The sequence below is a fragment of the Nocardioides potassii genome, assembly GCF_021648885.1.
Classification (GTDB): domain Bacteria; phylum Actinomycetota; class Actinomycetes; order Propionibacteriales; family Nocardioidaceae; genus Nocardioides; species Nocardioides potassii.
Genome location: NZ_JAKJHZ010000005.1, coordinates 772509 through 796787, shown reverse-complemented (window position 1 = coordinate 796787; position 24279 = coordinate 772509). Strand labels below are relative to the sequence as shown.

Below are 24279 nucleotides of genomic sequence, written 5' to 3'. Positions count from 1 at the left end.
GGTCCGCGACGTGTCGGATGAACAGTGGGGTACGGCTCACTATTCCCGCAACACCGGGTCCACCGGGTCACCCGTTGGAGTGAGCCACGGCACCTCCGTCAGGCGAGGAACCCGGCTGCTTCGAGCGCGTCGACGAAGCTGTCCCACCCGTCCTCGGGCGTCCCGACGACGACGTTGCGGCGGGGGTACCCGGGCAGGGTCATGGTGCCGTCGAGGAGCTCGAAGCGACCCCCCGCCTCGCGCAGCACGAGTCCGCCCGCCGACCAGTCCCACGGCTGCGGGCCGGCCTCGACGTACGCGTCCGCGCTGCCCTCCGCCACGTGGCACAGGTCGAGGGCGCACGACCCCATCCGACGGATGTCGCGCACCTCCGGGAGCAACCGGGCGACGCAGCCGGCCTGGTGCTCGCGCACGGAGCGCTGGTAGCCGAAGCCCGTCAGCACGAGCCGCTCCCCCAGCGGCGGCGTCGGACGTACGCCGATCGCCTCGCCGTCGCGGGTGGCTCCGTGGCCCCGGGCGGCGGCGTACTCGACGCCGGAGGGGATGGCGACGACCGCGCCCGCGACGACCTCACCGTCGACCTCCGCGGCGACCGACACGGCACAGTCGGGCAGCCCGTAGAGGTAGTTGACCGTGCCGTCGATCGGGTCGAGCACCCACCGCACGCCGCTGGTGCCGGGCCGGTCGTCGCCCTCCTCGCCGAGGATCGCGTCGTCGGGCCGGACCGCGGTGATCCGGGAGCGGAGCAGCCGCTCCACCGCCGTGTCGGCCTCGGTGACCACGTCGACGACGCTGGTCTTGGTGTCGGCGACGTCGATGCCACCGCGCCGCATCTCGCGCGCCAGCTCGGCGCCTGCGTGGGCGAGGCCGACGGCGAGGTCGCGGAGGTCGGCGGCGTCGTCGGTGGTGGCGCTCACGAGTCGCGGCCGCAGAGGGCGGGGCGTGGCGCGCGCGGGTTGGGGCAGCAGCCGACGCCGCACAGGTCGGGGCCCGCGGGCAGCGATCCGACGGCCGGTCGCACGGGCGTCTCGCCGCGCTCGGCGGCCGCCCGCTCCAGCACGAGGTCGCGCACCATCGCGACGAAGCGCGGGTCCGTGCCTGCCGTGTCGGCGCGCACCGCCTTCATGCCCAGGCGCTTGGCGGTCTCCATCGCCTCGGTGTCGAGGTCGTAGATGACCTCCATGTGGTCGGAGACGAAGCCGATCGGCATCAGCACCACCTCGGACACCCCGTCGCTCGCGAGGTCCTCGAGGTGGTCGTTGACGTCGGGCTCGAGCCACGGCGTCGACGGCGAACCGGAGCGCGAGCAGTAGACGAGGTCGTGGCGGTGGCTGCGACCCGTCATCTGCTTGACCCGGCTCGCCACCTCGTCGGCGGCGCTGCGGTGCTGGCGGACGTAGGCCGGCCGCGGCTGGCCCTCCGGGTCCTCCGAGCCGCTGCTCTCGCCCATCGCGGTCGGGATGGAGTGGGTGACGAACACCAGGCGCGCCCGGTCGCCAGCGTCGGGCAGCTCGGCGAGCGCCGCCACGACCGCGTCGACGGCGGGCTCGATGAAGCCCGGGTGGTTGTAGTACTGCCGGAGCTTGTCGAGCCGGGGGGCGCCGGGGACCTGCTCCACGGCGTCGTACAGGTTCTCGCGGTACTGGCGGCACGACGACCACGACGAGTAGGCCGAGGTGGCGAAGACGGCCGCGCGGCTGACCCCGTCGGCCTTCATGGCGGCGAGGGTGTCGGCGAGGTAGGGGTCCCAGTTGCGGTTGCCGAAGTAGACGGGCAGGTCGATGCCCTGGTCGGCGAAGTCCTTCTCGAGCGCGGCGATGAGCGCGCGGTTCTGGTCGTTGATCGGGCTGCGCCCGCCGAAGAGGAAGTAGTGCTCCCCCACCTGCTCCAGCCGCTCGCGCGGGATGCCCCGGCCACGGGTCACGTTCTCCAGGAACGGGACCACGTCCTCGGGCTTCTCGGGGCCGCCGAAGGAGAGGACCAGCAGGGCGTCGTACGGACTCGCGTCGGGGCTCGCGTCGGGGGTGGCATCGGGGGTGCCCGCGGGATTCATGAACTCAGCGTAGACAGACCGACGAACACCCCGATGCTCGACTCCTGCCGCCGCTCGCTGTCCCGTCCCGGCGCCCTCCGCTCCAGCAGCGCGGTCCGGACCGCTCGCCCTGAGCAGGCTCGCGCCGGGGCCCGATCGCCTAGCCTGCGGGCATGACCACGTCCGTCCGACCGACCGCCTCGGCCACCACCTGGCGCAACTGGTCCGGTCTGGAGGAGGCCACGCCGGTGGTCACCGAGACGCCGGTGTCCGTCGAGCAGGTCGTGGACGCCGTACGACGGGCGCGCGAGGGCGGGACGACCGTGAAGATGGCCGGCACGGGGCACAGCTTCACCGCGATCGCCGCGCCCGAGCACACGCTGCTGCGCCCGGAGGGCCTCGACGGGGTCGTGGCGGTCGACCACGAGGCGATGACCGTGACCGCCCGCGCCGGCACCCCGCTCAAGGACCTCAACCTCGCCCTGGAACGGCAGGGCCTGTCCCTGCACAACATGGGCGACATCGCCGAGCAGACGCTGGCCGGCGCCACCTCGACCGGCACCCACGGCACCGGTGGTGTCGCCGCCGGGCTGGCCGCCCAACTGGCGGCGCTCGAGCTGGTCACCGGCACCGGTGAGGTGCTCCGCGCCTCCGCCGACGAGAACGCCGACGTCTTCGACGTCGCCCGGGTCGGCCTCGGCGCGCTCGGCATCCTGACCAGCCTCACCTTCCACGTCGAGCCGCTGTTCGTCATCGAGGCGCACGAGCAGCCGATGACCTGGGACGAGGCCCTGACGTCGTACGACGACATGGTCGGGTCGGCCCACCACGTCGACATGTACTGGTTCCCGCACACCGACCGGATGATGGTGAAGCAGAACCACCGCACCGACCTCGCGCCCGGCGAGCAGGAGCCGCCGTCGGCGTTCGCCGCGTGGTGGGAGGACGAGCTGATGTCCAACACGCTCTTCGGCGCGCTGTGCCGCGTCGGGTCCCGGGCGCCGGGTCTGGTCCCGCGGATCAACCGGGTCGCGGGTCGTGCCCTGTCCGAGCGCCGCTACAGCGACCTGGCCCACCGGGTCTTCGTGAGCCCGCGCCGGGTGCGCTTCCGCGAGATGGAGTACGCCGTCCCGCGCGAGGTCGGCCTCGACGTGCTGCGCGAGTGCCGCCAGGCCATCGAGGCGAGCGACTGGCGGATCGCCTTCCCGGTCGAGATCCGCACCGCGCGTGCCGACGACGTGCCGATGTCCACCTCGCACGGGCGCGACAGCTTCTACCTCGCCTTCCACGTGCCGCACGACACCGACCACCGCCCCTACTTCGGCGGCCTCGAGCCGATCCTGCGTGAGGCCGGTGGGCGACCCCACTGGGGCAAGGTCCACACGCGTACGGCGGCGGACCTGGCGCCGGCGTACGACCGCTTCGACGACTTCCTCGCGATGCGCGACCGGCTCGACCCGGACCGGGTCTTCGCCAATCCCTACCTGCGCCGGGTGCTGGGCCCCTGACGGTGGAGCCGACGTCGTTCAGACGTTGGCGGGCCCCTTGGGCATCGGGGCGCGCCAGCCGCGCACCATCGCGAGCAGCCGGAAGGACAGGCACGTCGCGAAGCCGGCCGCCGCCACCACCCACATCGGCAGGTCCGTCTCGTTGAGGAGGACGGCGACGGTGGCGCCGGCGAGCGCCGGGGTCGCGTAGACCACGCCCTCGAAGATCACCGGCACGCTGCCGGCGAGGACGTCGCGGATCATGCCGCCGCCGATGCCGGTGACCATGCCGAGCAGCGCGGCCGGGACCGGCTCCAGGCCGTAGCCCACCGCCTTCAACGCCCCGGTGACGCAGAAGAGCGCGAGCCCGAACGCGTCGAAGACCGTGATGAACCGCTCGAGCCGGCCGAGCGGTGCGTGGAGGAAGAAGGTCAGCAGGCCGGCCGCGACCGGGACGATCAGGTAGCGCCAGTCGGCGAGCGCGGCGGGGGGCGTCGCCCCGATCAGCACGTCGCGGATGAAGCCGCCGCCGAGGCCGGTGACACCACCGAGGACGAGGGCGGCGAAGAGGTCGAGGTTCTTCCTGACCGCCACGAGCGCACCCGACACCGCGAAGACGAAGATGCCGACGAGGTCGTAGACGACCAGCGTCGTGACGAACTCCGTCTCGGGCACCTCCGAAGGCTAGGTCCAGACGCCGGTGGCGCGCGAAACGAGCGTGATGCTCCTCGCTCGGCGCGCCGCAGCGGCAACCGTGCCGGAGCGTGCCGCTGGCGTAGGCTCGAACGAAGCGGTGCGCCAGACGCACCGAGCCCGCCCACCCACATCCGGCAACCAGGCAGGAGCACGCTGTCGATGGCCAAGCTGACGTTCAAGGGACGCAGCGCGGACGGCAAGCGCCTGCTGATGGTGGACGAGTCGGGCCAGGAGCACACCCTGGTGATCGACACCCGGCTCCGTCGCGCCCTCGGCGGCGCATCGGCAGGCGGCCCCAGCACACCCGGCCAGTTGGAGATCCCGATGGAATCAAGCCTCCGTCCCCGTGACATCCAGACCCGCATCCGTGCTGGTGAGACCCCGGAGGCGGTCGCCCACGCGGCCGGAACGTCGGTCGAGAAGATCATGCCGTTCGCTGCGCCGGTGATGGCCGAGCGCGCCCACGTCGCCGAGCGCGCCCAGCTCGCCTCCGTCCGCCGCCGCTCGACCGAGTCGGGCGCCCGGACCCTGGGCGAGAGCGTCAGTGCGCACCTGCGCGCCCACAATGTCGACCCCGGCGCCGTGGAGTGGGACGCGTGGCGGCGCGAGGACGGGCGCTGGACCCTGACCGCGCTCTACGACGTCGCCGGGCGCACCGGCACCGGCACGTTCTCCCACGACCCCCGCGGCAACTTCGTGACCGTGGACGACGAGGACGCCCGCTGGCTGGTCGGCGACTCGGCTCCCGCGGCGCCCGACGAGCCCGCCGCCGACGACCTCGCCGCCGCCCGCCAACGCCGGCTCAGCGCGGTCGGCGAGGAGCCCGGCCTCGGTGACGACGCGATCGAGCTGGTCTCCGACGACGAGCGGCCCGCCTCCCCCGGCGCCGAGACGGTCTCCCCCACCGAGACCACGATGGAGATCGGGGCGGAGATCGGCACCGAGCAGCCCGTCGAGGCCTACCTCGACGACGAGTCCGGGGGCACCGACGAGCCCACGACCGCGCCGACCCCCGACGAGCCGGCCGCCGAGGCCCCCGAGCCGCGTCGCCCGGCCAAGAAGCGCGGTCGCGCGTCGGTGCCGAGCTGGGACGAGATCATGTTCGGCGGCGGCAAGAACGACTGAGCCCCTCGCGTGCGGCTCACCGGGATCAACGTCCACCCGCTCAAGTCCGGCGCCATCCGGCCGGTCCGCTCGATCGAGGTCGGTCCCGCGGGACTGCGCGGCGACCGCACCTGGATGGTGGTCGACGGCGAGGGCAGCCTCGTCTCCGCTCGCGAGGCGCACGGCCTGTTCCACGTCGTGCCCGACACCCCGGACACCGACCCGGCCGTCGGGCGCGCGCTGCGGCTGCGGGCACCCGGGCTCCCCGACCTGCACCTCGACCGGCCGGCGGGCGAGCCCGAGCCGGTCCGGTTGTTCTCGCTCGACCTGGGCGCCGTGCCCGCCGGTGCCCACGCGGACGAGTGGGTGCGCGCGGCCCTCGGCCGCGACGACGTACGCCTCGTGTGGTGCGACGACCCGACGCGCCGGACCCTCCAGCCCGGCTTCTCGCGGCCGGGCGACCACGCCACGTTCCCCGACTCGTTCCCTGTCACCGTCGCGTCGCAGGCATCGATGCGCCGGCTCGGCGACTGGATCCTCGAGACGGCGCTCGAGCACGGCGAGCAGGCGCCGGAGCCGCTGCCGATCGAGCGGTTCCGCGCCAACCTCGTGGTCGACGGTGACGAGCCCTTCGCGGAGGACCGGTGGACCTCGCTCATCGTCGGCGGGGTGCCGTTCCGGGTGACCAAGCCGGTCGGCCGCTGCGTGATGACCACGATCGACGCGGGATCGCTGACGACCGCGAAGGAGCCGATCCGCACGCTGGCCCGTCATCGACGCGTGGACGGCAAGACCCTCTTCGCGATGCACCTCGTGCCGGACGGCTCGGGCACCCTCACCGTCGGCGACGAGGTCGACGTCTCCTGATCGTCAGTCGCGCTCGACCGGACGGTCGGGGTCGGTGATCCACCCGCTCCAGCTGCCGGGGTACAGCGCGGCGCGGATGCCCGCGACCTCCATGGCGAGGATGTCGTGGGCGGCCGTCACTCCTGAGCCGCAGTAGGCCGCGACCGAGCCCGCGGTGTCGGCTCCGACGCGTGCGTACGCCGCCCGCAGCTCGTCGACCGACCGGAACCGCCCGTCCGCGTCGAGGTTCTCGGTCGTGGGCACGTTGACCGCGCCCGGGATGCGCCCGGCGACCGGGTCCACCGGCTCGACCGCCCCGGACCAGCGCTCGGCCGCGCGTGCGTCGACCAGGACGCCGACACCGAGCACGTCGTCCGGCCCGATCACGGGCATCTGCTTGTCGGCCGCGACCACGAAGTCGCCGGTCGTGCTCCGGACCTCGCCCGTCTCGACCGGCAGCCCGGCTGCGACCCAGGCCGACCAGCCACCGTCGAGCACCCGCACGTCGGGGTGCCCGTGGTGGCGCAACAGCCACCACGCGCGGGCGGCACCGCGGCCCTGCCAGTCGTCGTACGCCACCACGGGGCGGTCGGCGCGAACGCCGGCGCGGCGCATGGCCTCGGTGAACCGCGCCTCGTCCGGCAGCGGGTGGCGGCCACCGACGCCCGGAGGACCGGCGAGGTCGCGGTCCATGTCGACGTACGCGGCGCCCGGCACGTGCCCCGCGCGGTGCTGCTCCTCCCCGGGCGGACCGCCCATGAGGTAGCGCACGTCGAGCACGGTGACGCGGTCCAGGCCCGCCGCCAGCTCGTCCGGACTGATGAGGGGCCCGTCGCTCATGGCGTCACTGTCCCACGTGCGGGCCGACTGGCAGGCTGGGGGCATGGAGCTCGACTGGGCCAAGGGCAACGTCATCCTCGCCGACGGCGTGGAGGTGGCGCGGGCGGAGCGGTCGTGGTTCCGCGAGCGAGCCGAGGTGCAGATCGGTCCCGAGGCCTGGCTCTACCGGGCCACGAGCGGGTGGACGTGGAGCAGCCTCGTCGCCGAGCTCGACGGCGTCGAGCGGCTGCAGGCCCGGCGGTCGGGGTTCTTCACCAACCGGTGGGCGGTCACCGGCGGTCCGGAGCCCTACGAGGTCACCAACAGCGGGTTCTGGGGCACCCGCCTCGCCATCTCGCGCCGGGGCACCCAGGTCGGGGAGGCGCGGATGTCGGGCGTCTTCACGACGCGGAGCCGGATCGAGCTGACCGAGCCGGTGACGCCGCAGGTCGGGTGCTTCCTGCTCTGGGTGAGCCACGTCGAGTTCACCCGGCGCGCCCACAGCAACGGGGCCGGCGCCTCCTGAGCTCAGGTCCCGGCGGCGCGGTAGCCGTCGGCGCGGGGTCCTGCTGTGGCAGGATCGCCGGGTCATGGCTGAACTGCACTTCTTCACGGGCACGATGGACTCCGGCAAGTCCACGTTGGCGCTCCAGACCAACCACAACCACGCGGCCCGCGGACGTGTCGGCCGGATCTTCACCACCCACGACCGTGCCGGCGCCGCCACCGTCTCCAGCCGGCTCGGGCTCACGCACGAGGCGCTCGAGGTCGAGTCCGACTTCAACTTCTGGTCCTACGTGGTCGACACCCTGACGCGTGGCGGCCGGATCGACTACCTGATCTGCGACGAGGCCCAGTTCTACGCCCCCGACCAGATCGACCAGCTCGCCAAGGTCGTCGACGAGCTCCAGATCGACGTGTTCGCCTTCGGCATCCTCACCGACTTCCGCTCGATCCTGTTCCCGGGCAGTGCGCGCCTCGTGGAGCTCGCCGACCGGATGAACGTCCTCCAGGTCGAGGCGCTGTGCTGGTGCGGCAAGCGCGCCACCCACAACGCGCGGACCGAGAACGGGGCGATGGTCGTCGAGGGCGAGGTGATCGTCGTCGGTGACGTCGACCAGGCCGACGAGCCGTCGGCCGGCCCCCAGGACGTCGCGTACGAGGTGCTGTGCCGTCAGCACTTCCGCCGTCGGCTCACCGCCGACCGCGCCAAGGCCGTCAGCCTCGCGCCGGAGCCGCTGCCGTTCGGCTGAGGCGCGTCAGCCCACGAGGATCGGGATCAGCATCTCCGTCGAGGTGAGCGAGCCGTGCAGGCCGACCAGGGTGTCCTCGTAGGCGAAGTCGCGTGACGACATCACCCCGAGGTCGCCGTGACAGGCGACCATCACGTCGCCGAGGCGCGGGAGGACGCCCGGGTCGACCGAGCCGAACCATCGACGACCGACCGCGTCCTCGCGGGTCAGCACCGTGGCGCGGTCCCCGAGCACCTCCCGCCACGTGGTGACGACGTCGTCGACGGCTCCGGCCGCGCAGTAGAGGTGGCGGAAGCGTGCCTCGCCGCCGAGCAGGGAGACCCCGTCGCGCATGCCGTCGACCTCGTCGACGTCGACGCGCCCCTCTCGTGGACTGTCGACCATGCCGTGGTCGGCGACCACGAGCAGCCGCGTCGACGGCGGGAGGGCCTCGCGCATCTGCTCGGCCTCGGCGTCGACCATCGCGAGCTGCTGGAGCCACTGGGTCGACGCCACGCCGAACTTGTGGCCGGTCCAGTCGAGGTCGGAGTCGTAGACGTAGGTGAGCGAGGGGTGGTGGGCGGAGGCGCTCACGGTGGCGGCGATGCGTTCGCCGACGCGGTCGGCGCCGACGTAGGCCGCGCCGCGCTGCGAGGCCAGCGTGAGGCCCGAGCCGTGGAACTCGCGCTTGTTGACCGACGTGACGTGCGCGCCGGCGCGGGACAGCCGACCGAACGCCGTCTCGTGCGGCTGCCACTCCAGCGCGTCGACGTTCTTGTCCCACGAGAGGTGGTTGAGCAGCCGGTCCGTGCCGGGGATTCTGGCGGTGAACCCGACCAGGCCGTGGGCACCCGGTGCCAGGCCGGTGCCGAGCGAGGTCAGCGAGGTGGCCGTCGTGGACGGGACGCCCGCGGTGCCCGTCGATCCCCCGTCGAGGAGGGACGAGAGGTAGGGCGCGGCGTGGCCGTGGCGCCGCAGCAGCTCGGCACCGAGGCCGTCGACGAGGAACACGACGTAGGACGGCGCACTGGGCAGCTCGAGCCCGACGGGGTGCCCATCGAGGGGTACGCCGAGCGCGCGGGCGACCGACGGCAGGACGTCGGCCAGCGAGCGGTCGCCGTACGCCGGCGGGGTGAGGGTCACCGGACTGGCTAGCCTCGCGTGCGGGAGGACAGCGCGTCGGAGAAGGCCAGCAGCGCACCGACGGCGTCGGCGCCCTCGGCCGCCGCGGAGACCCGCAGCGTGTAGTCGTCGCCGGCGATCGTGCCGGTGTAGCCGTGGTCGGCCTCGCAGCTGGGGTCCGAGCAGCCGGCGGGCTCGAGGTCCACGCGGCCGACGCCGCCCCAGCCGATGGTCAGCACCGCCTCGGCCGGCGGCGCCACGCCCTTCGTGGGGTTGGCGACCATCCGGGTGACGACGACCGTCCGGATCGAGGTGAGCGTGACGGCCTCGGTCGTCGTGGACGTGTAGGGCTCGGGCAGCATGTCGTCGCCCGGGTGCTCGTCGGTGTGGGCGATGACGAGGCGGGTCGGTGTGAGGAGCAGGGCGGTCAGGTGCCGGCGTACCTCCTCGTGCTCGAACGTCGTCTCGTGGTGCACGAAGTAGGAGACGACCTCCTCGCCACCGGCGGCCGAGAAGACGCCGTCGGCGACGACCTCGGGGTAGTAGCCGGTGCGGTGGATCGCCTCGCGGAGGTCGTGGGAGACGTCCGCGTCACGGGTGGAGCGGGGCATGGTGGCAGTCTGTCACGCAGGTCGTCGGTCGTGGTCGTCAGTCGTGGTCGTCGGTCGTGGTCGTCAGTCGGGAATGGTGTCCCCGGGCATCGTGGTGAGCCGTCGCACGAACCAGTCCGAGCGGGGGTCCTTGACCGGCTCCACGCGCACGGTGGCCCCGAGGACGGTCACCCCGTCGGCCCCGGCCAGGACGAGCGGGAGCTGCAGGGCGCGCACCTGGGGGAGGTCGTGCTGGAGCTGGGCGACACGACGCACGAGGCGCTCGATCGCCTCGACGTCGACGATCTCGCTGCCGCGGTAGCCGAAGAGCAGGGGTGATGCCTTGATCTCGCGGACCATGTCCTGCGCGTCGTGGTCGGCCAGCGGCGGGATCCGGTAGGACCGGTCGCCCAGCAGCTCGGTCAGCGGGCCGCCGATGCCGAAGGACAGGACCGGCCCGAACAGCGGGTCCTCCATCGTCGCGATCGTGACCGGCACCCCCGGGGGTGCGTTGCGCTGCACCACGAAGCCGGCCCGGTCGGGGTCGGTGATGAGCTCGTTGAGCGCGCGCCAGGCCACGGCCATCTCGTCGGCCGAGTCGATGTTGCGCCACACGTGGGCCAGGTCGGGCCGGTCACGCAGGTGGTCGGCGGTCGCCTTCAGCACCACGTCCCAGCCGAGCGTCTCCCCCGCCGTCTGGGCCTCGTCGAGCGTCTGGACCGCGTAGGTGTCCCAGAGGTCGATGCCGTAGGCGCGGAGCAGCCGGTTCTGCTCCTCGAAGTCGAGGTCGCGACCCTCGGGGTGGTTCATCAGCACCTCGTTGACGAGGTGGCGCGCCGAGCCGAGGTCGGCGGACTCGGTGTCGGTGAACGTCGCCTGCGGCACCCGCAGCCAGACGGCGTACTCCACGACGTGTGCCAGCGCGCGGACGGCGGCCTCGACGGCGGGGTACGACGGCACGGAGCCGCGACCGGCCGACGACCCGGCGACGTCGGGCACGCGCAGCAGCTCGGGCACGCCCTCGGTGCCGAGGAACGTCGAGACGATCGGCTTGTCGGACTGCTCACCGACGGCGGCGAGCACGTTGGCGACGTCCTCGCGCGCACCGGGGACGTTGAGCGGCGGGATGAAGATCGCCACGACCGCGTCGACCTCGGGGTCGTCGATCGCCCCGTCCAGGGCGTCCTCGAAGTCCTCGGAGGTGGCGTCGGCACCCAGCGGCACCTGCTTGTTGACGACCAGACCGACGGAGTTGGCCGCGTCGGCGGCCAGCAGGCCGAGGGCGTCGGAGTTGCCGACGATCGCCACGCGGCGCCCGCGCGGCAACGGCTGGTGGGCGAGCAGCTGGGCGACGTCGAACATCTCCTCGAGCGACTCGACCTGGATGATCCCGGCCTGCCGGAACATGGCGTCGACCGCCTCCGCAGGGGCACCGATCTTGCGGACGGCGTGGCCCATGGGGACACCCTGCGAGCTGCGACCCGAGCGGACCGCGACGATCGGCTTGCGCCTGCTGACGCGACGCGCGACGCGGGAGAACTTGCGCGGGTTGCCGATGGACTCGAGGTAGAGCAGGACGACCTCGGTCGCGTCGTCCTCCTCCCAGTACTGCAGGAGGTCGTTGCCGGAGACGTCGGCGCGGTTGCCCGCGCTGACGAACGTCGTCAGGCCGAGGCCGCGGTTCTGCACCTTCTCGAGGATGGCGGTGCCGAGCGCGCCCGACTGGCAGAAGAAGCCGGCGCGACCCCGCGGCGGCATCACCGAGGAGAGGGAGGCGTTGAGCGAGACCTCCGGGTCGGTGTTGATGACACCGAGGGCGTTCGGGCCGATCAGGCGCAGCCCGTAGGAGCGGGACAGCCCGACGAGCCTGCGCTGCCGCATCCGGCCCTCCTCCCCCGTCTCGGCGAAGCCCGACGAGATGACGACCAAGCCGTGGACGCCCTTGGCGGCGCAGTCGAGCACGACGTCCTGGACGGACTCCGCCGGCACGGCGACGATCGCGACGTCGACGTCGCCGGGGATCTCCGCGACGGTCTTCCACGCCGGCATGCCCGCCACCGAGTCCGCGGTCGGGTTCACGACGTGGATCCGGCCGGCGAAGTTGCCCAGCACCATGTGCCGTACGAGCGCGCGGCCGATGGTGTCCTGGCGGCGGCTGGCACCGATGATGGCGACCGACCTGGGGCGGAAGAAGCGCTCGATGGAGGCGTACTCCGCGCGGTGCTCGCGCTGCTCCATCACGCCGATCGCGGTGTCCGTGGGGTCGATCCGGAACACCAGCTCCATCACGCCGTCCTCGAAGGCGCTCTTCACCTGGTAGCCGGCGTCCTTGAACGTGTGGATCATCGCCTGGTTGTCGGGCAGCACCTCGGCGACGAACTCCTCGATCCCGCGCTCGCGCCCGGCCTGGGCGAGGTGCTCGAGCAGCAGCTGCCCGATGCCGCGGCCCTGGTGCTTGTCCTCCACCAGGAACGCGACCTCGGCGTAGCCCGGGCGGATCATGTCGTAGCGCCCGACGGCGATCATGTGCCCCGCCACCAGCAGGATCAGGGCGACCCGGTCGCGGTGGTCGACCTGCGTGAACCGGTCGAGGTCGCGATCGGAGAGCTCCGGCATCGGCGAGAAGAACCGGTAGTACTTCGACTGGTCGGACACCCGGCTGTAGAAGTCGACCAGCAGCTCGCGGTCGTCGGGCTGCATCGGGCGGATGTGCGCCGTCCGCCCGTCGCGCAGCAGCACGTCCGCCTCCCAGTGGCGGGGCGGCGCCTGCTCGGCCTCGACGTCGGTCACGGCAGCAATCTATCGGCCACGGCTGCGTAGTCCCCATCAGATGGGCTGTCCGGGGAGGCCGCTGACGACCCATTCGATCGGAACTACCTGCACCGGCGTGCCCCCGGCTCACGGCGGCGGGGCAGCGGGGAGAATGGCGCGCATGGCACGACGTACGACGAAGCAGGACCTCCCGGACGACTTCGAGGAGCACATCCTCGACACCGACATCCGCGACGAGATGCAGACGTCGTTCCTGGAGTACGCCTACTCCGTCATCTACTCCCGGGCACTGCCCGACGCGCGCGACGGGCTCAAGCCGGTGCAGCGACGGATCCTCTACACGATGGACGACATGTCACTGCGGCCCGACCGCGGGCACGTCAAGAGCGCCCGTGTCGTCGGTGAGGTGATGGGCCGGCTGCACCCGCACGGCGACGGCGCGATCTACGACGCCCTCGTCCGGATGGCGCAGCCGTGGTCGATGCGGCTGCCCTCGGTCGATGGGCACGGCAACTTCGGCTCGCCCGACGACCCGCCCGCCGCAATGCGCTACACCGAGTGCCGGATGGCGCCCGCCGCGGTCGCGATGACGACGTCGATCCACGAGGACACCGTCGACTTCAAGCCCAACTACGACTCCCGCGAGATGGAGCCCGTCGTGCTGCCGGCGGCGATCCCGCACCTGCTGGTCAACGGCTCGGCCGGCATCGCGGTCGGCATGGCGACCAACATCGCGCCGCACAACCTCGTCGAGGTCGTCCAGGCGCTCAAGCACCTGATCAACCACCCGAAGGCCACGCTCGACGACCTCATGCGCTTCATCCCCGGTCCGGACCTGCCGACCGGCGGCAAGATCGTCGGCCTCGACGGCGTCCGCGACGCCTATGAGACCGGCCGTGGCACCTTCCGGATGCGCGCGACCGCCCGCGTCGAGTCGGTCACCCCGCGGCGCAAGGGCATCGTCGTCACCGAGCTGCCCTACGGCGTCGGCGAGGAGCGCGTCGTCGAGCAGATCAAGAAGCTCGTCCTGGCCAAGAAGCTCCAGGGCATCGCCGACATCAAGCAGCTCGGCGACCGCCACCAGGGCCTGCGCCTGGTGATCGAGGTCAAGAACGGCTTCGTCCCCGAGGCGATACTCGAGCAGCTCTACCGCCAGACCGCCCTCGAGGACTCCTTCGGCATCAACGCCGTCGCCCTGGTCGACGGCCAGCCGCGCACGCTGAGCCTCCGCGAGATGCTCGACGTCTTCCTCGGCCACCGCTTCGACGTCGTACGGCGTCGCTCCGCGTTCCGCCGCGGCAAGGCCGCCGACCGCCTCCACCTCGTCGACGGCCTCCTGATCGCGATCCTCGACATCGACGAGGTCATCCAGGTCATCCGCGGCTCCGACAACGCGGCGGCCGCCAAGGAGCGGCTCATCGACATCTTCGACCTGTCCGAGGTCCAGGCCGACTACATCCTCGACATGCCGCTGCGCCGGCTGACGAAGTTCTCCAAGCTCGAGCTCGACAAGGAGCAGGCCGAGCTGGAGCGCACGATCGAGTACCTCGACGCGATCCTCGCCGACGAGAAGCTGCTGCGGAAGGTCGTCTCCGACGAGCTCACCGACGTCGCCAAGGAGCACGGCACCCCGCGCCGTACGGTCCTGCTGGCCTCCGCCGGCACCACCGTCACCGCCCCGTCGGCGACGCCGCTCGAGGTCGCCGACGACCCGTGCTTCGCGCTGCTGTCGTCCTCGGGCCTCCTCGCCCGTACGACGTCCGCGTCCCCGCCCGGACATGGCGAGGGCCGCGCCAACCACGACGTGGTGACGAGCGCCGTGGCGACCACCGCCCGCGGCGAGGTCGGCGTGGTCACCAGCCGCGGACGGCTCCTCAAGGTCGGCGTCCTCGACATGCCGGAGCTCCCCGACTCCGCCAACGACCCCAACCTCCAGGGCGGGCTGCCGCTCAGCGAGGTCCTCTCCCTCGACGCGGGCGAGCGCGCGCTCGCCCTCACCTCGCTGACCACCGAAGGGCCGGGCCTCGCGCTCGGCACCCGCGACGGCGTGGTCAAGCGGGTCAACCCCGAGGTGCTCGGCCGTGACGAGTGGGACGTCATCGGGCTCAGGGACGACGACGAGGTCGTCGGCGCCGTCGAGCTCACGACGGGCGAGGAGGAGCTCTGCTTCATCTCGACCGACGCGCAGCTCCTCCACTTCCCCGCCTCGGGCGTGCGCCCGCAGGGCCGGTCGGGCGGCGGCATGGCCGGCATCAAGCTCGCCGCGGGGCAGAAGGTCGCCTTCTTCGGCGCCTTCGTGCCGACGGACGCCGTCGTGGTGACCGCCTCGGGCTCCTCGACCGCCCTTCCGGGCACCGAGGCCGGGGCCGTCAAGGTCACGCCGTTCACCGAGTACCCCGGCAAGGGGCGCGCCACGGGCGGCGTCCGCAGCCACCGGTTCCTCAAGGGCGAGGACACGCTCGTCGCGGCCTGGGCCGGCCCCGGACCGGCGCGTGCCGCCGCCGACAGCGGCGCACCCATCGACCTGCCCGAGGCCACCGGCAAGCGGGACGGCTCCGGCGTACCCGCGGCGCAGCCGATCGCCGCCGTCGCCTCGCCGGTCGCCGTCCAGGTCGCCGGGCGTGCGGCCACGCCGACCGACGACGCGCCCGCCCCTGTGGAAGGCTGACGACATGCCTGCCCGTTCCCGGTTCGCCGCCGTCGCCACGGCCGTCCTCCTCGCCGTCCCCGGGCTTGCTGCCTGCTCCGCCGACTCGTCCGGCGGCCAGGGTGGAGCCGACGGGCCGGCCCCGGAGGAGGTGCTGGCCACGGCCTCCGACAACCTCCTCGAGGCCACCGGCGTGCAGCTCAGCCTGAGCGCGGGCGCGCTGCCCGAAGGCGTCTCGGGCATCGCCAAGGCGTCGGGCCTGCTCACCGACGCACCGGCCTTCGACGGGACCCTCACGGTCGTCTTCGCGGGCCAGACCGTCGACGTCCCGGTCATCGCGGTCGACGACAAGGTCTTCGCCCAGCTGCCCTTCACCAACGGCGCCTGGGACACCGTCAACCCCAAGGAGTACGGCGCTCCCGACCCGACCGACCTGATCGGTCCGGACGGCTTCCCCGGGCTGCTCACGTTGACCGAGTCGCCGGAGAAGGGCGAGAGCGTGCGCGGCGGCGCCGACAACTCGCAGGTCCTCACGACCTACTCCGGCACCGTGCCCGGTGACGCGATGGACGCGGTCATCCCCTCCTCGTCCGGCGACTCCTTCGACGTCGAGTGGCAGGTCGACGACGACGGCCGGCTCACCAAGGCCACGATGGAGGGCGTCTTCTACCCGCACTCCGATCCGATGACCTACACGGTCGAGTTCAGCGACTACGGGAAGACCAAGGACATCTCGGCGCCGGCGAGGTGAGCGGCCGCGTGGACCACGTCGTGGGGCCGGGCGAGGTCTCGCGAACGTCGCGCGTCCTCCTCGCCATGGCAGCCGTCGCGGTGGCGTTCGCCGCCGCCGACACGTACGTCGTCGTGCTGGCGCTGCCCGACATGATGACCGGCGTCGGCGTGCCGATCGACCAGCTCCAGCGCGCCGCCCCCATCGTCAGCGGCTTCCTGCTCGGCTACGTCGCCATGCTGCCGCTCATCGGCCGGATCGCGGACCTCCGCGGGCGGGTGCCGGTGCTCGTGATGGCGCTGGTGCTGCTCGCGCTGGGCTCGCTCATCACCACGCTCGCCTACGACATGCCGAGCATCCTCGCCGGTCGGTTCCTCCAGGGCGTCGGCGGCGGTGGCCTCGTCCCCGCCACCCTCGCGCTCGTCGCCGACCTCTACCCCGTCCACCGTCGTGGGATCCCGCTCGGCGTGGTCTCCGCGGTGCAGGAGATCGGCTCGGTCCTCGGCCCGCTCTTCGGCGCGGCCGTGCTCGCGGTGTCGGACTGGCGCGCGATCTTCGCCATCAACCTCGCGGTCGGCCTCGTCCTCGCCGCTGCGATCCGCGCCCTCGCACCCACCTCGACGATCGAGGTGCGAGCGCAGCGAGCCTCCAGACCACGCGTCCCCGACCTCGTCGGGATCCTCCTGCTCCTCACCACCCTCGTCGCGGGGGCGGTCGTGTTCCTCCGACCCTCGGCCCTGATGCGCGACCTCACGTGGGGCCAGCTCTTCATCCCATTCGCCGGCGACGGTCGCTGGCTGACCCCGATCGGCGCGATCGCCGTCGCTGCGCTGGCGCTGCTCCTGGCGTGGTGCTGGTTCGCCCCCCGGCCCCTCCTGGACCTCCGCGGCTGGGTCCGCGTGCTGGTCGACGCCGACCTCGTGGGCGCGCTGCTCCTCGCCCTCGCGCTGGGCGGGGTGATCCTCGCCTTCGCCACGGCCGACCCCAAGATCGAGGTCTTCTCCCCCCGCGGTCGCTGGTACCTCCTCGGCGCCGCCGTCGCGGCCGCGGCCTTCGCCTGGCACGTCCGTCGCGCCGCAGACCCGCTCGTGCCCCGCGGCGCGCTCCGTCGTACGCCGGCGTGGGGTGCGCTGCTGGTCAGCTTCTTCGTCGGCGCCGCCCTGATCGCCGCCCTCATCGACATCCCGCTGTTCGCCCGGACCACCGTCTACCCCGACGACCAGCTGCCGGCCGCGCTGGTCCTCGTCCGTTTCCTGCTCGCCCTGCCCGTCGGAGCGGTCGTCGGCGGCTACCTGATCCGCCTCCTCTCCCCGGGCGTCGTCACTGCGACCGGGATGCTGATGGCCGCGGGCGGCTTCGTCCTGATGACCCGCTGGGGCCTCACCACGCTCGAGGAACCCGTCGCCAACGTCGCCCTCTTCGTTGGCGGCCTCGGCTTCGGCCTCGCGCTGGCGCCCGTCAACGCCGCGCTGCTCGCCTCCACCGACGACGACGTGCACGGCGTGGCCACCGCGTTCGTGGTCGTGTCGCGGATGGTCGGCATGCTCGTCGGCATCTCGGCGCTCACCACCGTCGGACTGCGGCGCTACTACGCCGAGCAGAAGGCGGTCCCCCCGGTGCAGGAGGTGTGCGACGGCAAGAGCCGGTGCCAGGAGTTCTCCGACCTGCTGCGCGTCGCCGGCATCGCGCAGGAGCACGCCGTGTTCTGGGGGGCCGCAGGCTGCGCCGTCGTCGCGGCCGTCCTCGCGCTCGTCCTGTTCCGCCAGGTCCGGCCGACCCGGCTCGCTGCGCGGGACCTGTTCACGGGCGCCGGCTGACGAGCGCTAACCTGCGATCCGTGAGCGACTTCGACGACCTGATGGATGCCAACAAGGCCTTCGCCGCGGACTTCGACCTCGGCGGCTTCGACGGCAAGGCGCACGCGGGCATCGCCCTGGTGACGTGCATGGACTCGCGCATCGATCCGCTGCGGATGCTCGGGCTCAAGCACGGCGACGCCAAGATCTTCCGCAACCCGGGTGGCCGCGTGACGCCACAGGCCCTCGAGGCGCTGGTGCTCGGCGTGCACCTGCTCAACGTCCAGCGCGTCCTGGTCGTCCCGCACACCCGGTGCGCGATGGCCTCGGCCTCCGAGGAGGAGCTGCGGGTCAAGGTCGGCGCGTCCGCCGGCACCGACGCCAGCTGGCAGTCGTTCGGCGTGGTCACCGACCAGCTCGACCAGCTGCGCCAGGACGTCGCCAAGGTTCGCACCCACCCGCTCATCGGCGAGCGCGCCAAGGTCGGCGGCTTCCTCTACGACGTCGACACCGGCCTGCTCACCCAGCACGTCTGAGCTGGGGCTGCACCGTGGGAGGTCCAGACCGGCCTCCCCAACTCCTCCGACCGGGAGCAGAGTGGAACGTCGTCCACCCGACCGGAAGGAGCGGCGAGATGCCACTGTTCATGGACGTCCACCACATGGAGGGCGGGGTCGCCGTCGGCGACGTCGCCCAGGCCCACATGGCCGACCTGCAGGAGCAGGCCCAGCACGGGGTCAGCTACCTGAAGTACTGGGTCAACGAGGAGCAGGGCCGGATCTTCTGCCTCGTCGACGCCCCCGACGCCGATGCCGCGAACACCGTGCACCGGGAGGCGCACGGCCTGGTCGCCGACGAGATCTACCAGGTGAGCGAGGGCAGCTGAGCCCGGCGCCTCACCTGGCGGTCGGGCCGTCCGGGTCGGCTTTCATGGCGGCGATCCGCTGGTCGATCCTGTCGCGCCGGTACGCGTCGAGCGTCCCGTGCCGCACCCCCAGCCGGATGATCCAGTAGAAGACCAGGGCTGCGAGGGCGTACATCAGCAGGACGACGATCACGATCAGGCCCTCGGCCCCCGACGGTGCGAGCATGCGCGCACGCTACCGGAGCGTCTGCTTGCCGCCGTGCAGCAGCGTGATGAGCTGCGCGACCTTGCCGTCGGTGGCTGCGGTGCGGGTGAAGGACGTCAGGTTCATCATCGGCGCGAACTTCTGCCGCGTCGTGGCCTTGGCGTACGTGAACTCGCGCAGGCCGTCGGGACCGTGGATGCGCCCGAACCCGGACTGACCCACGCCGCCGAAGGGCAGGCCGGGGACGGCTGCGAAGGCGATCACGGAGTTGATCGAGGTCATCCCGGAGCGGATCCGTCGCGCGATCGAGGGGCCGTTCGCCTTCGAGAACACCGCACCGGCGAGGCCGTAGTCGGTGGCGTTGGTGAGGCGGACGGCCTCGTCCATGCTCGCCACCGGGTTGATCGCGAGCGTCGGCCCGAAGGTCTCCTCGGTGATCTCCGTGGAGTCCTCGGGGACGTGGGTCAGGATCGTCGGCTGGACGAACCGCTCCCCCACGGCGCCGGGGCCGCCGAGGGCCACCTTGGCGCCCCGGGCCACCGCGTCGTCGATGTGGCTCCTGATCACGTCGAGCTGCGACGGCATCGTGATCGGCCCGATCTGTGCGCCCGAGTCCGACCCGGCGCGGAGCCCGTCGGCCTGGGCGAGGATCTCGGTCATGAAGGCGTCGAAGACCTTCTCGTGGACGTAGACCCGCTCGGTGCCGATGCACGTCTGGCCGGCGTTGGACATCCCGCCCCACAGCGCCGCCTCGGCGGCCTTGGGCAGGTCGGCGTCCTCGTCGACGATCAGCGCGTCCTTGCCGCCGGCCTCGATGATGACCGGCGTCAGGTTCTCGGCGCAGGCGGCCATCACCTTCTTGCCGGTGCGACCCGACCCGGTGAAGGCGAGCTTGTCGATGCGGGCGCGGCAGAGCGCGTTGCCGGTGTCACCCAGCCCGGTGACGACCTGCAGCACGTCACGTCCGTGCACCACCTCACGGAAGCTGTCCGCCAGCCACTGGCCGACGCCCGGTGTGTACTCGCTGGGCTTGAAGACCACGGCGTTGCCTGCGGCGAGGGCGTACGCGATGGAACCCATGGGCGTGAAGACGGGATAGTTCCAGGGGCCGATCACGCCGATGACCCCGAGCGGGTGGTAGGCGACCGTCGCCGCCTGGTTGGTCATCAACAGTCCGGGCGAGACCTTGCGTGGACCGAGCACCTTCTTGGCGTTCTTCGCCGCCCACGCGATGTGGTCGATCGCCAGGACGATCTCGAGCTGGGCATCGCCGTGCGGCTTGCCGGTCTCGCGGTGGGAGAGGTCGGCGAGCTGCGCGATGCGGCGGGTGATGACCGAGCGCCAGGTCAGCAGGAAGTCCGCACGGTCGTCGAAGGAGAGGTTCCCCCACCAGTCGACCGCGTCGCGGGCACGGCCGACCGCGGCATCGACGTTGGCCGCGCTGCACACCCGGTGGGTGCCGACGAGGTCGCCGGTCGCCGGGTCGAGCGAGTCGAAGGTCGTCACCGCCTCCGCGGTGTCGCTGTGCTCCAGGGTGCTGCTCATCGCGACTCCTTGATGAGGTCGGCGCACTTCTCGCCGATCATGATGGTGGGGGCGTTGGTGTTGCCGCGGGGGACGCGAGGCATGACGGAGGCGTCGGCGACCCGCAGGCCCTCGACCCCGTGCACCCGGAGGTCCGGCCCCACGACGCTGCCCTCGACGGTGCCCATCGCACAGGTGCCGACCGGGTGGTAGAGGGTCTGACCGAGCCGGCCGATGCCCTCGATGATCTCGTCGTCGGTCGGGTCGGCCGACGCGGGCACCCAGGGCTCGTCGATGTAGCGCGCGATCGGACCCTGGCGCAGGATCTCCAGCGCGGTGCGGAAACCCCCGATCATGGCCTCGAGGTCCGCGCGGTCGTCGAAGTAGCCGGGGTCGATCTCGGGATGCCAGGTCGGGTCGGCGGACCGCAGCGAGACATGGCCCGAGCTCTGGACGTTGACGAGGGTGACGGCGGTGGTCAGCGCACGCCGTACGGGCTCGTGCATGCCGTTGTCGTAGAAGCCCGTCGGCGCGACGTGCAGCTGGATGTCGGGCAGGTCGAGGTCGTCGCGGGAGGCGTAGAACGCGCCCGTCTCCGCGACGTTGGAGCTCAGCGGTCCCCTCCCGGTCGCCTTCCACCTGATCAGGTTGCCGACGCCGAGCATCTCCGCGACGTCGGTGGTGTCCTTGGTGTAGCTCAGGACGCCCGAGACGGGATGGTCCTGCAGGTGCTGACCGACCCCTGACGACTCGACCACGACGTCGATGCCCATGTCCCTCAGGTGTGCACCGGGCCCGATTCCCGACAGCATCAGCAGCTGAGGGCTGTTGATCGCGCCGCCGCTCAGGACGACCTCCGCGTCGGCGCGTACGACGTGGTGCTCGCCACCGCGGGTGTACTCGACCCCGACGGCCCGAGTGCCCTCCACGAGGATCCGGGTGACGAGGGCCTCGGTGCGGACGGTGAGGTTGGGGCGCCCGGCGGCCGGGTGGATGTAGGCGTCGGCGACGGACCAGCGGCGGCCCTTCTTGCACGTCACCTGGTAGGGGCCGATCCCGTCCTGCTCAGCGCCGTTGAAGTCGTCGTTGCGCTTGAGCCCGGCCGCGACGCCCGCCTCGATGAACGACGTGCTGAGCTCGTGGTTGTAGGTCCGGTCCTCGACGTGCAACGGGCCGTCGGTGCCGTGGAAGCGACCACCGAGTCGGGTGTTCCCCTCGGCCCTGACGAAGTAGGGCAGGACGTCCTCGAATCCCCAGCCGGTGGCGCCGTAGCCGTCGCGCCACTCGTCGTAGTCGGCGTGATTGCCACGGATGTAGATCATGGCGTTCATCGACGAGCAGCCGCCGAGCGCCTTCATCCGCGGCCAGTAGGCCCGACGACCGTCGAGGTGCTTCTGCGGCGTCGTCTCGTAGTTCCAGTCCCACTTGGTCTTGAACAGCATCGAGAACGCGAGGGGCATGTGGATGTTGTCGTCATCGTCCGGCGGACCGGCCTCCAGCAGGAGGACTCTGACGTCGGGGTCCTCGGTGAGGCGGGCGGCGACGACGCCGCCGGCGCTGCCCGATCCGATGACGATGTAGTCGAACGATTCGTCGGGCATGGGCTCCCTGTCGACGCAGATGTGGCGAGGACCACAACGTACGACCGCGGCGACCGCGACACAACCACTGTCAGGGTCGGTCAGCTCCAGGACGTGCGTTTCACGCGTCCTACGCGTCGATGGACTCGGCGTCGACCTCGTAGGCACCCTGCACGATGAAGTCCTTGCGGGGGGCGACGTCGGAGCCCATCAGCAGCTCGAAGACGCGGCTCGCCTCGTCCACGTCCTCGATCGTCAGCTTGCGGAGCGTGCGGTGGCGGGGGTCCATCGTGGTCTCGGCCAGCTGGTCGGCGTCCATCTCGCCGAGCCCCTTGTAGCGCTGGACCGGCTCCTTCCACCGCAGGTTCTTCTTCTTGAGCTCAGCCAGCCGGCGCTGCAGCTCGCCGTCGGAGTAGGTGTAGATGTACTTGTCCATCCCCTTCTTCGGGTTGGACAGCTCGATGCGGTGCAGCGGCGGCACGGCCGAGTAGAGCCGGCCGTCGCGGACCAGCTCGGGCATGTACTTGAAGAACAGCGTCGCGAGCAGGCAGCGGATGTGGGCGCCGTCGGAGTCGGCGTCGGCCATCAGGATGATGCGGCCGTAGCGGGCGGCCTCGAGGTCGAACGTACGACCCGACCCGGCGCCGACGACCTGGATGATCGAGGCGCACTCGGCGTTCTTCAGCATGTCCCCGACCGACGCCTTCTGGACGTTGAGGATCTTGCCGCGGATCGGCAGCAGCGCCTGGAACTCGCTGCTGCGCGCCGCCTTGGCGGTCCCCATCGCCGAGTCGCCCTCGACGATGAAGAGCTCGGTGCGCTCGGTGTCGGTGCTGCGGCAGTCGAAGAGCTTGGCCGGCAGCGCGGAGGACTCCAGAGCGGTCTTCCGCCGCTGGTTCTCCTTGTGCTGACGGGCCGCCAGACGGGTCTTGGAGGCGCCGGCGACCTTCTCCATCAGCAGCTTGGCCTGGGCCTTCTCGGCGCGCTTGGTGGAGGTGAGGAACGACTTCAGCTCGCCCGCGACGACCTTGCGCACGACGCTCCGGGCGGCGGGGGTGCCGAGGATCTCCTTGGTCTGCCCCTCGAACTGCGGCTCGGCGAGCCGGACGGTCACGACCGCGGTCAGGCCCTCGAGCACGTCGTCCTTGATGACGTCCGTGTCTGCGGCCCGGAGCACCTTGGCACCGCGCATCGCGTCGTTGAACGTCTTGGTCAGTGCTGCCTCGAAGCCGCTGACGTGGGTGCCGCCCTTGGGCGTCGCGATCACGTTGACGAACGAGCGCACCTCGGTGTCGTAGGCCGTGTCCCACCGCACCGCGACGTCGACGCTGAGCTCGCGCTCGACCTCCTGCGGCGTCATGTGCCCCTTGTCGTCGAGGAGCGGCACGGTCTCGGTGAAGGTGTCGGTGCCCTGCAGCCGCAGGATGTCGGTCACCGGTTCCCCGTGGGAGAGGAAGTCGACGAACTCCGCGATGCCACCGTCGTGGCGGAACCGCTCCTCGACGACCTCGCTGGTGCGCTGGTCACGGATGACCAGCTCGAGGCCCGGGACGATGTACGACGTCTGCCGGGCGCGGCCGATCAGGCCCTCCATCTCGAAGCGCGCGTCCTTGGTGAAGATCTGCCGGTCCGGCCAGAACCGGATGCGGGTGCCCGTCCTCCCCTTGGCCACCCGCTTGCCCTTGCGGGTCAGCCCCGACTGCGGCGAGAACGGGGCCGTCGGCCCGTCACCGTCGAAGACGCCGGGGACGCCGCGCTGGAACGACAGGCCCTGCTGGGCCGGTGAGCGGTCGACATCGATGTCCATGCGGGACGACAGCGCGTTGACCACGGACAGGCCCACCCCGTGCAGGCCGCCGGTCGCGACGTAGGAGCCGCCACCGAACTTGCCGCCCGCGTGCAGCTTGGTCGCCACGACCTCGACGCCGGGCAGCCCGGTCTTGGGCTCCTTGTCGGTCGGGATCCCGCGCCCGTCGTCGTACACCTCCACGGAGCCGTCGTCGTGCAGCGTGACCTCGACGAGCCGCGCGACGCCGGCCAGGGCCTCGTCGACGCCGTTGTCGATGATCTCCCACAGGCAGTGCATGAGGCCGCGGGTGTCGGTCGACCCGATGTACATGCCGGGACGCTTGCGGACGGCGTCGAGGCCCTCGAGGACGAGGAGGTGTGCTGCGTTGTAGGTGTTGTCGGCGGGTGCTGCCACAGGGGTCCTGTCGTACGTGAAATCCGGCT

At 71.9% G+C, this 24279-nt stretch carries 21 protein-coding genes; 10 read left to right on the top strand and 11 right to left on the bottom strand.

The window, feature by feature from the left end:
- Window positions 1-98 precede the first annotated feature (98 nt).
- Both L2K70_RS08355 and L2K70_RS08350 read right to left on the bottom strand, forming a co-directional pair.
- A complete protein-coding gene (locus tag L2K70_RS08355; RefSeq protein WP_236401209.1) occupies window positions 99-917 on the bottom strand; it encodes an inositol monophosphatase family protein in 819 nt (272 codons plus the stop codon).
- A complete protein-coding gene (locus L2K70_RS08350; RefSeq protein ID WP_236401207.1) occupies window positions 914-2053 on the bottom strand; it encodes a ferrochelatase in 1140 nt (379 codons plus the stop codon). Before L2K70_RS08350 ends, L2K70_RS08355 begins: the two co-directional genes overlap by 4 nt.
- A gap of 152 nt (window positions 2054-2205) precedes the next feature.
- Between L2K70_RS08350 and L2K70_RS08345 the strand changes: the two genes are divergently transcribed.
- Window positions 2206-3540, top strand: coding sequence for a D-arabinono-1,4-lactone oxidase (locus L2K70_RS08345; RefSeq protein ID WP_236401205.1), 1335 nt, complete (start codon window positions 2206-2208; stop codon window positions 3538-3540).
- A gap of 18 nt (window positions 3541-3558) precedes the next feature.
- Here the strand turns inward: L2K70_RS08345 and L2K70_RS08340 are convergent, their stop codons facing one another.
- Entirely contained in the window at window positions 3559-4194 is a 636-nt protein-coding gene (locus L2K70_RS08340) for a trimeric intracellular cation channel family protein (RefSeq protein WP_236401203.1), read from the bottom strand.
- 180 nt (window positions 4195-4374) lie between these two features.
- On the opposite strand from L2K70_RS08340, the gene sepH reads away from it, so the two are divergent.
- Window positions 4375-5340, top strand: coding sequence for a septation protein SepH (sepH, locus tag L2K70_RS08335; protein ID WP_236401201.1), 966 nt, complete (start codon window positions 4375-4377; stop codon window positions 5338-5340).
- Between the two features lie 9 nt (window positions 5341-5349).
- On the top strand, window positions 5350-6186 hold the full coding sequence (locus tag L2K70_RS08330) for an MOSC domain-containing protein (RefSeq protein WP_236401199.1): 837 nt from the start codon (window positions 5350-5352) through the stop codon (window positions 6184-6186).
- A 3-nt stretch (window positions 6187-6189) separates the two neighbouring features.
- On the opposite strand, the gene L2K70_RS08325 is transcribed toward L2K70_RS08330, so the two are convergent.
- Complete coding sequence (locus L2K70_RS08325; RefSeq protein WP_236401197.1) at window positions 6190-7005, bottom strand: sulfurtransferase; 816 nt, start codon at window positions 7003-7005, stop codon at window positions 6190-6192.
- 43 nt (window positions 7006-7048) lie between these two features.
- Between L2K70_RS08325 and L2K70_RS08320 the strand changes: the two genes are divergently transcribed.
- Window positions 7049-7510 (top strand): hypothetical protein, encoded by a 462-nt coding sequence (locus L2K70_RS08320; RefSeq protein WP_236401196.1) that lies wholly within the window; start codon window positions 7049-7051, stop codon window positions 7508-7510.
- A gap of 64 nt (window positions 7511-7574) precedes the next feature.
- A complete protein-coding gene (locus tag L2K70_RS08315; RefSeq protein WP_236401194.1) occupies window positions 7575-8237 on the top strand; it encodes a thymidine kinase in 663 nt (220 codons plus the stop codon).
- A 6-nt stretch (window positions 8238-8243) separates the two neighbouring features.
- On the opposite strand, the gene L2K70_RS08310 is transcribed toward L2K70_RS08315, so the two are convergent.
- The 3 genes from L2K70_RS08310 to L2K70_RS08300 form a co-directional block, all read right to left on the bottom strand.
- On the bottom strand, window positions 8244-9359 hold the full coding sequence (locus L2K70_RS08310; protein WP_236401192.1) for an alkaline phosphatase family protein: 1116 nt from the start codon (window positions 9357-9359) through the stop codon (window positions 8244-8246).
- An 8-nt stretch (window positions 9360-9367) separates the two neighbouring features.
- The gene (locus L2K70_RS08305) at window positions 9368-9949 is read right to left on the bottom strand and encodes a DUF5998 family protein (protein ID WP_236401190.1); all 582 of its coding nucleotides are present in this window, start codon (window positions 9947-9949) and stop codon (window positions 9368-9370) included.
- A 63-nt stretch (window positions 9950-10012) separates the two neighbouring features.
- Window positions 10013-12718 carry a bifunctional acetate--CoA ligase family protein/GNAT family N-acetyltransferase gene (locus L2K70_RS08300; RefSeq protein ID WP_236401188.1) on the bottom strand — a complete coding sequence of 902 codons (2706 nt, stop codon included), beginning with the start codon at window positions 12716-12718 and terminating at the stop codon, window positions 10013-10015.
- 142 nt (window positions 12719-12860) lie between these two features.
- Here L2K70_RS08300 and L2K70_RS08295 point away from each other — a divergent pair, with 142 nt between their 5' ends.
- The 5 genes from L2K70_RS08295 (at window position 12861) to L2K70_RS08275 (ending at window position 18759) form a co-directional block, all read left to right on the top strand.
- Window positions 12861-15368, top strand: a complete 2508-nt coding sequence (locus tag L2K70_RS08295; RefSeq protein WP_236401186.1) for a DNA gyrase/topoisomerase IV subunit A — start codon at window positions 12861-12863, stop codon at window positions 15366-15368.
- 4 nt (window positions 15369-15372) lie between these two features.
- Complete coding sequence (locus L2K70_RS08290; protein WP_236401184.1) at window positions 15373-16098, top strand: LppX_LprAFG lipoprotein; 726 nt, start codon at window positions 15373-15375, stop codon at window positions 16096-16098.
- Between the two features lie 8 nt (window positions 16099-16106).
- Window positions 16107-17894 (top strand): MFS transporter, encoded by a 1788-nt coding sequence (locus tag L2K70_RS08285; protein WP_308195762.1) that lies wholly within the window; start codon window positions 16107-16109, stop codon window positions 17892-17894.
- Window positions 17895-17914: 20 nt separating this feature from the next.
- Window positions 17915-18409 (top strand): beta-class carbonic anhydrase, encoded by a 495-nt coding sequence (locus L2K70_RS08280; protein ID WP_236401181.1) that lies wholly within the window; start codon window positions 17915-17917, stop codon window positions 18407-18409.
- Between the two features lie 98 nt (window positions 18410-18507).
- Complete coding sequence (locus tag L2K70_RS08275) at window positions 18508-18759, top strand: DUF4242 domain-containing protein (protein ID WP_236401179.1); 252 nt, start codon at window positions 18508-18510, stop codon at window positions 18757-18759.
- Between the two features lie 10 nt (window positions 18760-18769).
- Here L2K70_RS08275 and L2K70_RS08270 read toward each other — a convergent pair whose 3' ends face one another.
- The 4 genes from L2K70_RS08270 to L2K70_RS08255 all read right to left on the bottom strand — a co-directional run bounded on the left by L2K70_RS08270 (window position 18770) and on the right by L2K70_RS08255 (window position 24250).
- Complete coding sequence (locus L2K70_RS08270; RefSeq protein ID WP_236401177.1) at window positions 18770-18964, bottom strand: hypothetical protein; 195 nt, start codon at window positions 18962-18964, stop codon at window positions 18770-18772.
- A gap of 9 nt (window positions 18965-18973) precedes the next feature.
- On the bottom strand, window positions 18974-20488 hold the full coding sequence (locus L2K70_RS08265; RefSeq protein WP_236401175.1) for an aldehyde dehydrogenase family protein: 1515 nt from the start codon (window positions 20486-20488) through the stop codon (window positions 18974-18976).
- Window positions 20485-22068, bottom strand: coding sequence for a GMC family oxidoreductase (locus L2K70_RS08260; RefSeq protein ID WP_236401172.1), 1584 nt, complete (start codon window positions 22066-22068; stop codon window positions 20485-20487). The genes L2K70_RS08265 and L2K70_RS08260 overlap by 4 nt, the downstream gene beginning before the upstream one ends.
- A 109-nt stretch (window positions 22069-22177) precedes the next feature.
- The gene (locus L2K70_RS08255; protein WP_236401170.1) at window positions 22178-24250 is read right to left on the bottom strand and encodes a DNA gyrase/topoisomerase IV subunit B; all 2073 of its coding nucleotides are present in this window, start codon (window positions 24248-24250) and stop codon (window positions 22178-22180) included.
- Between the last annotated feature and the right edge of the window lie 29 nt (window positions 24251-24279).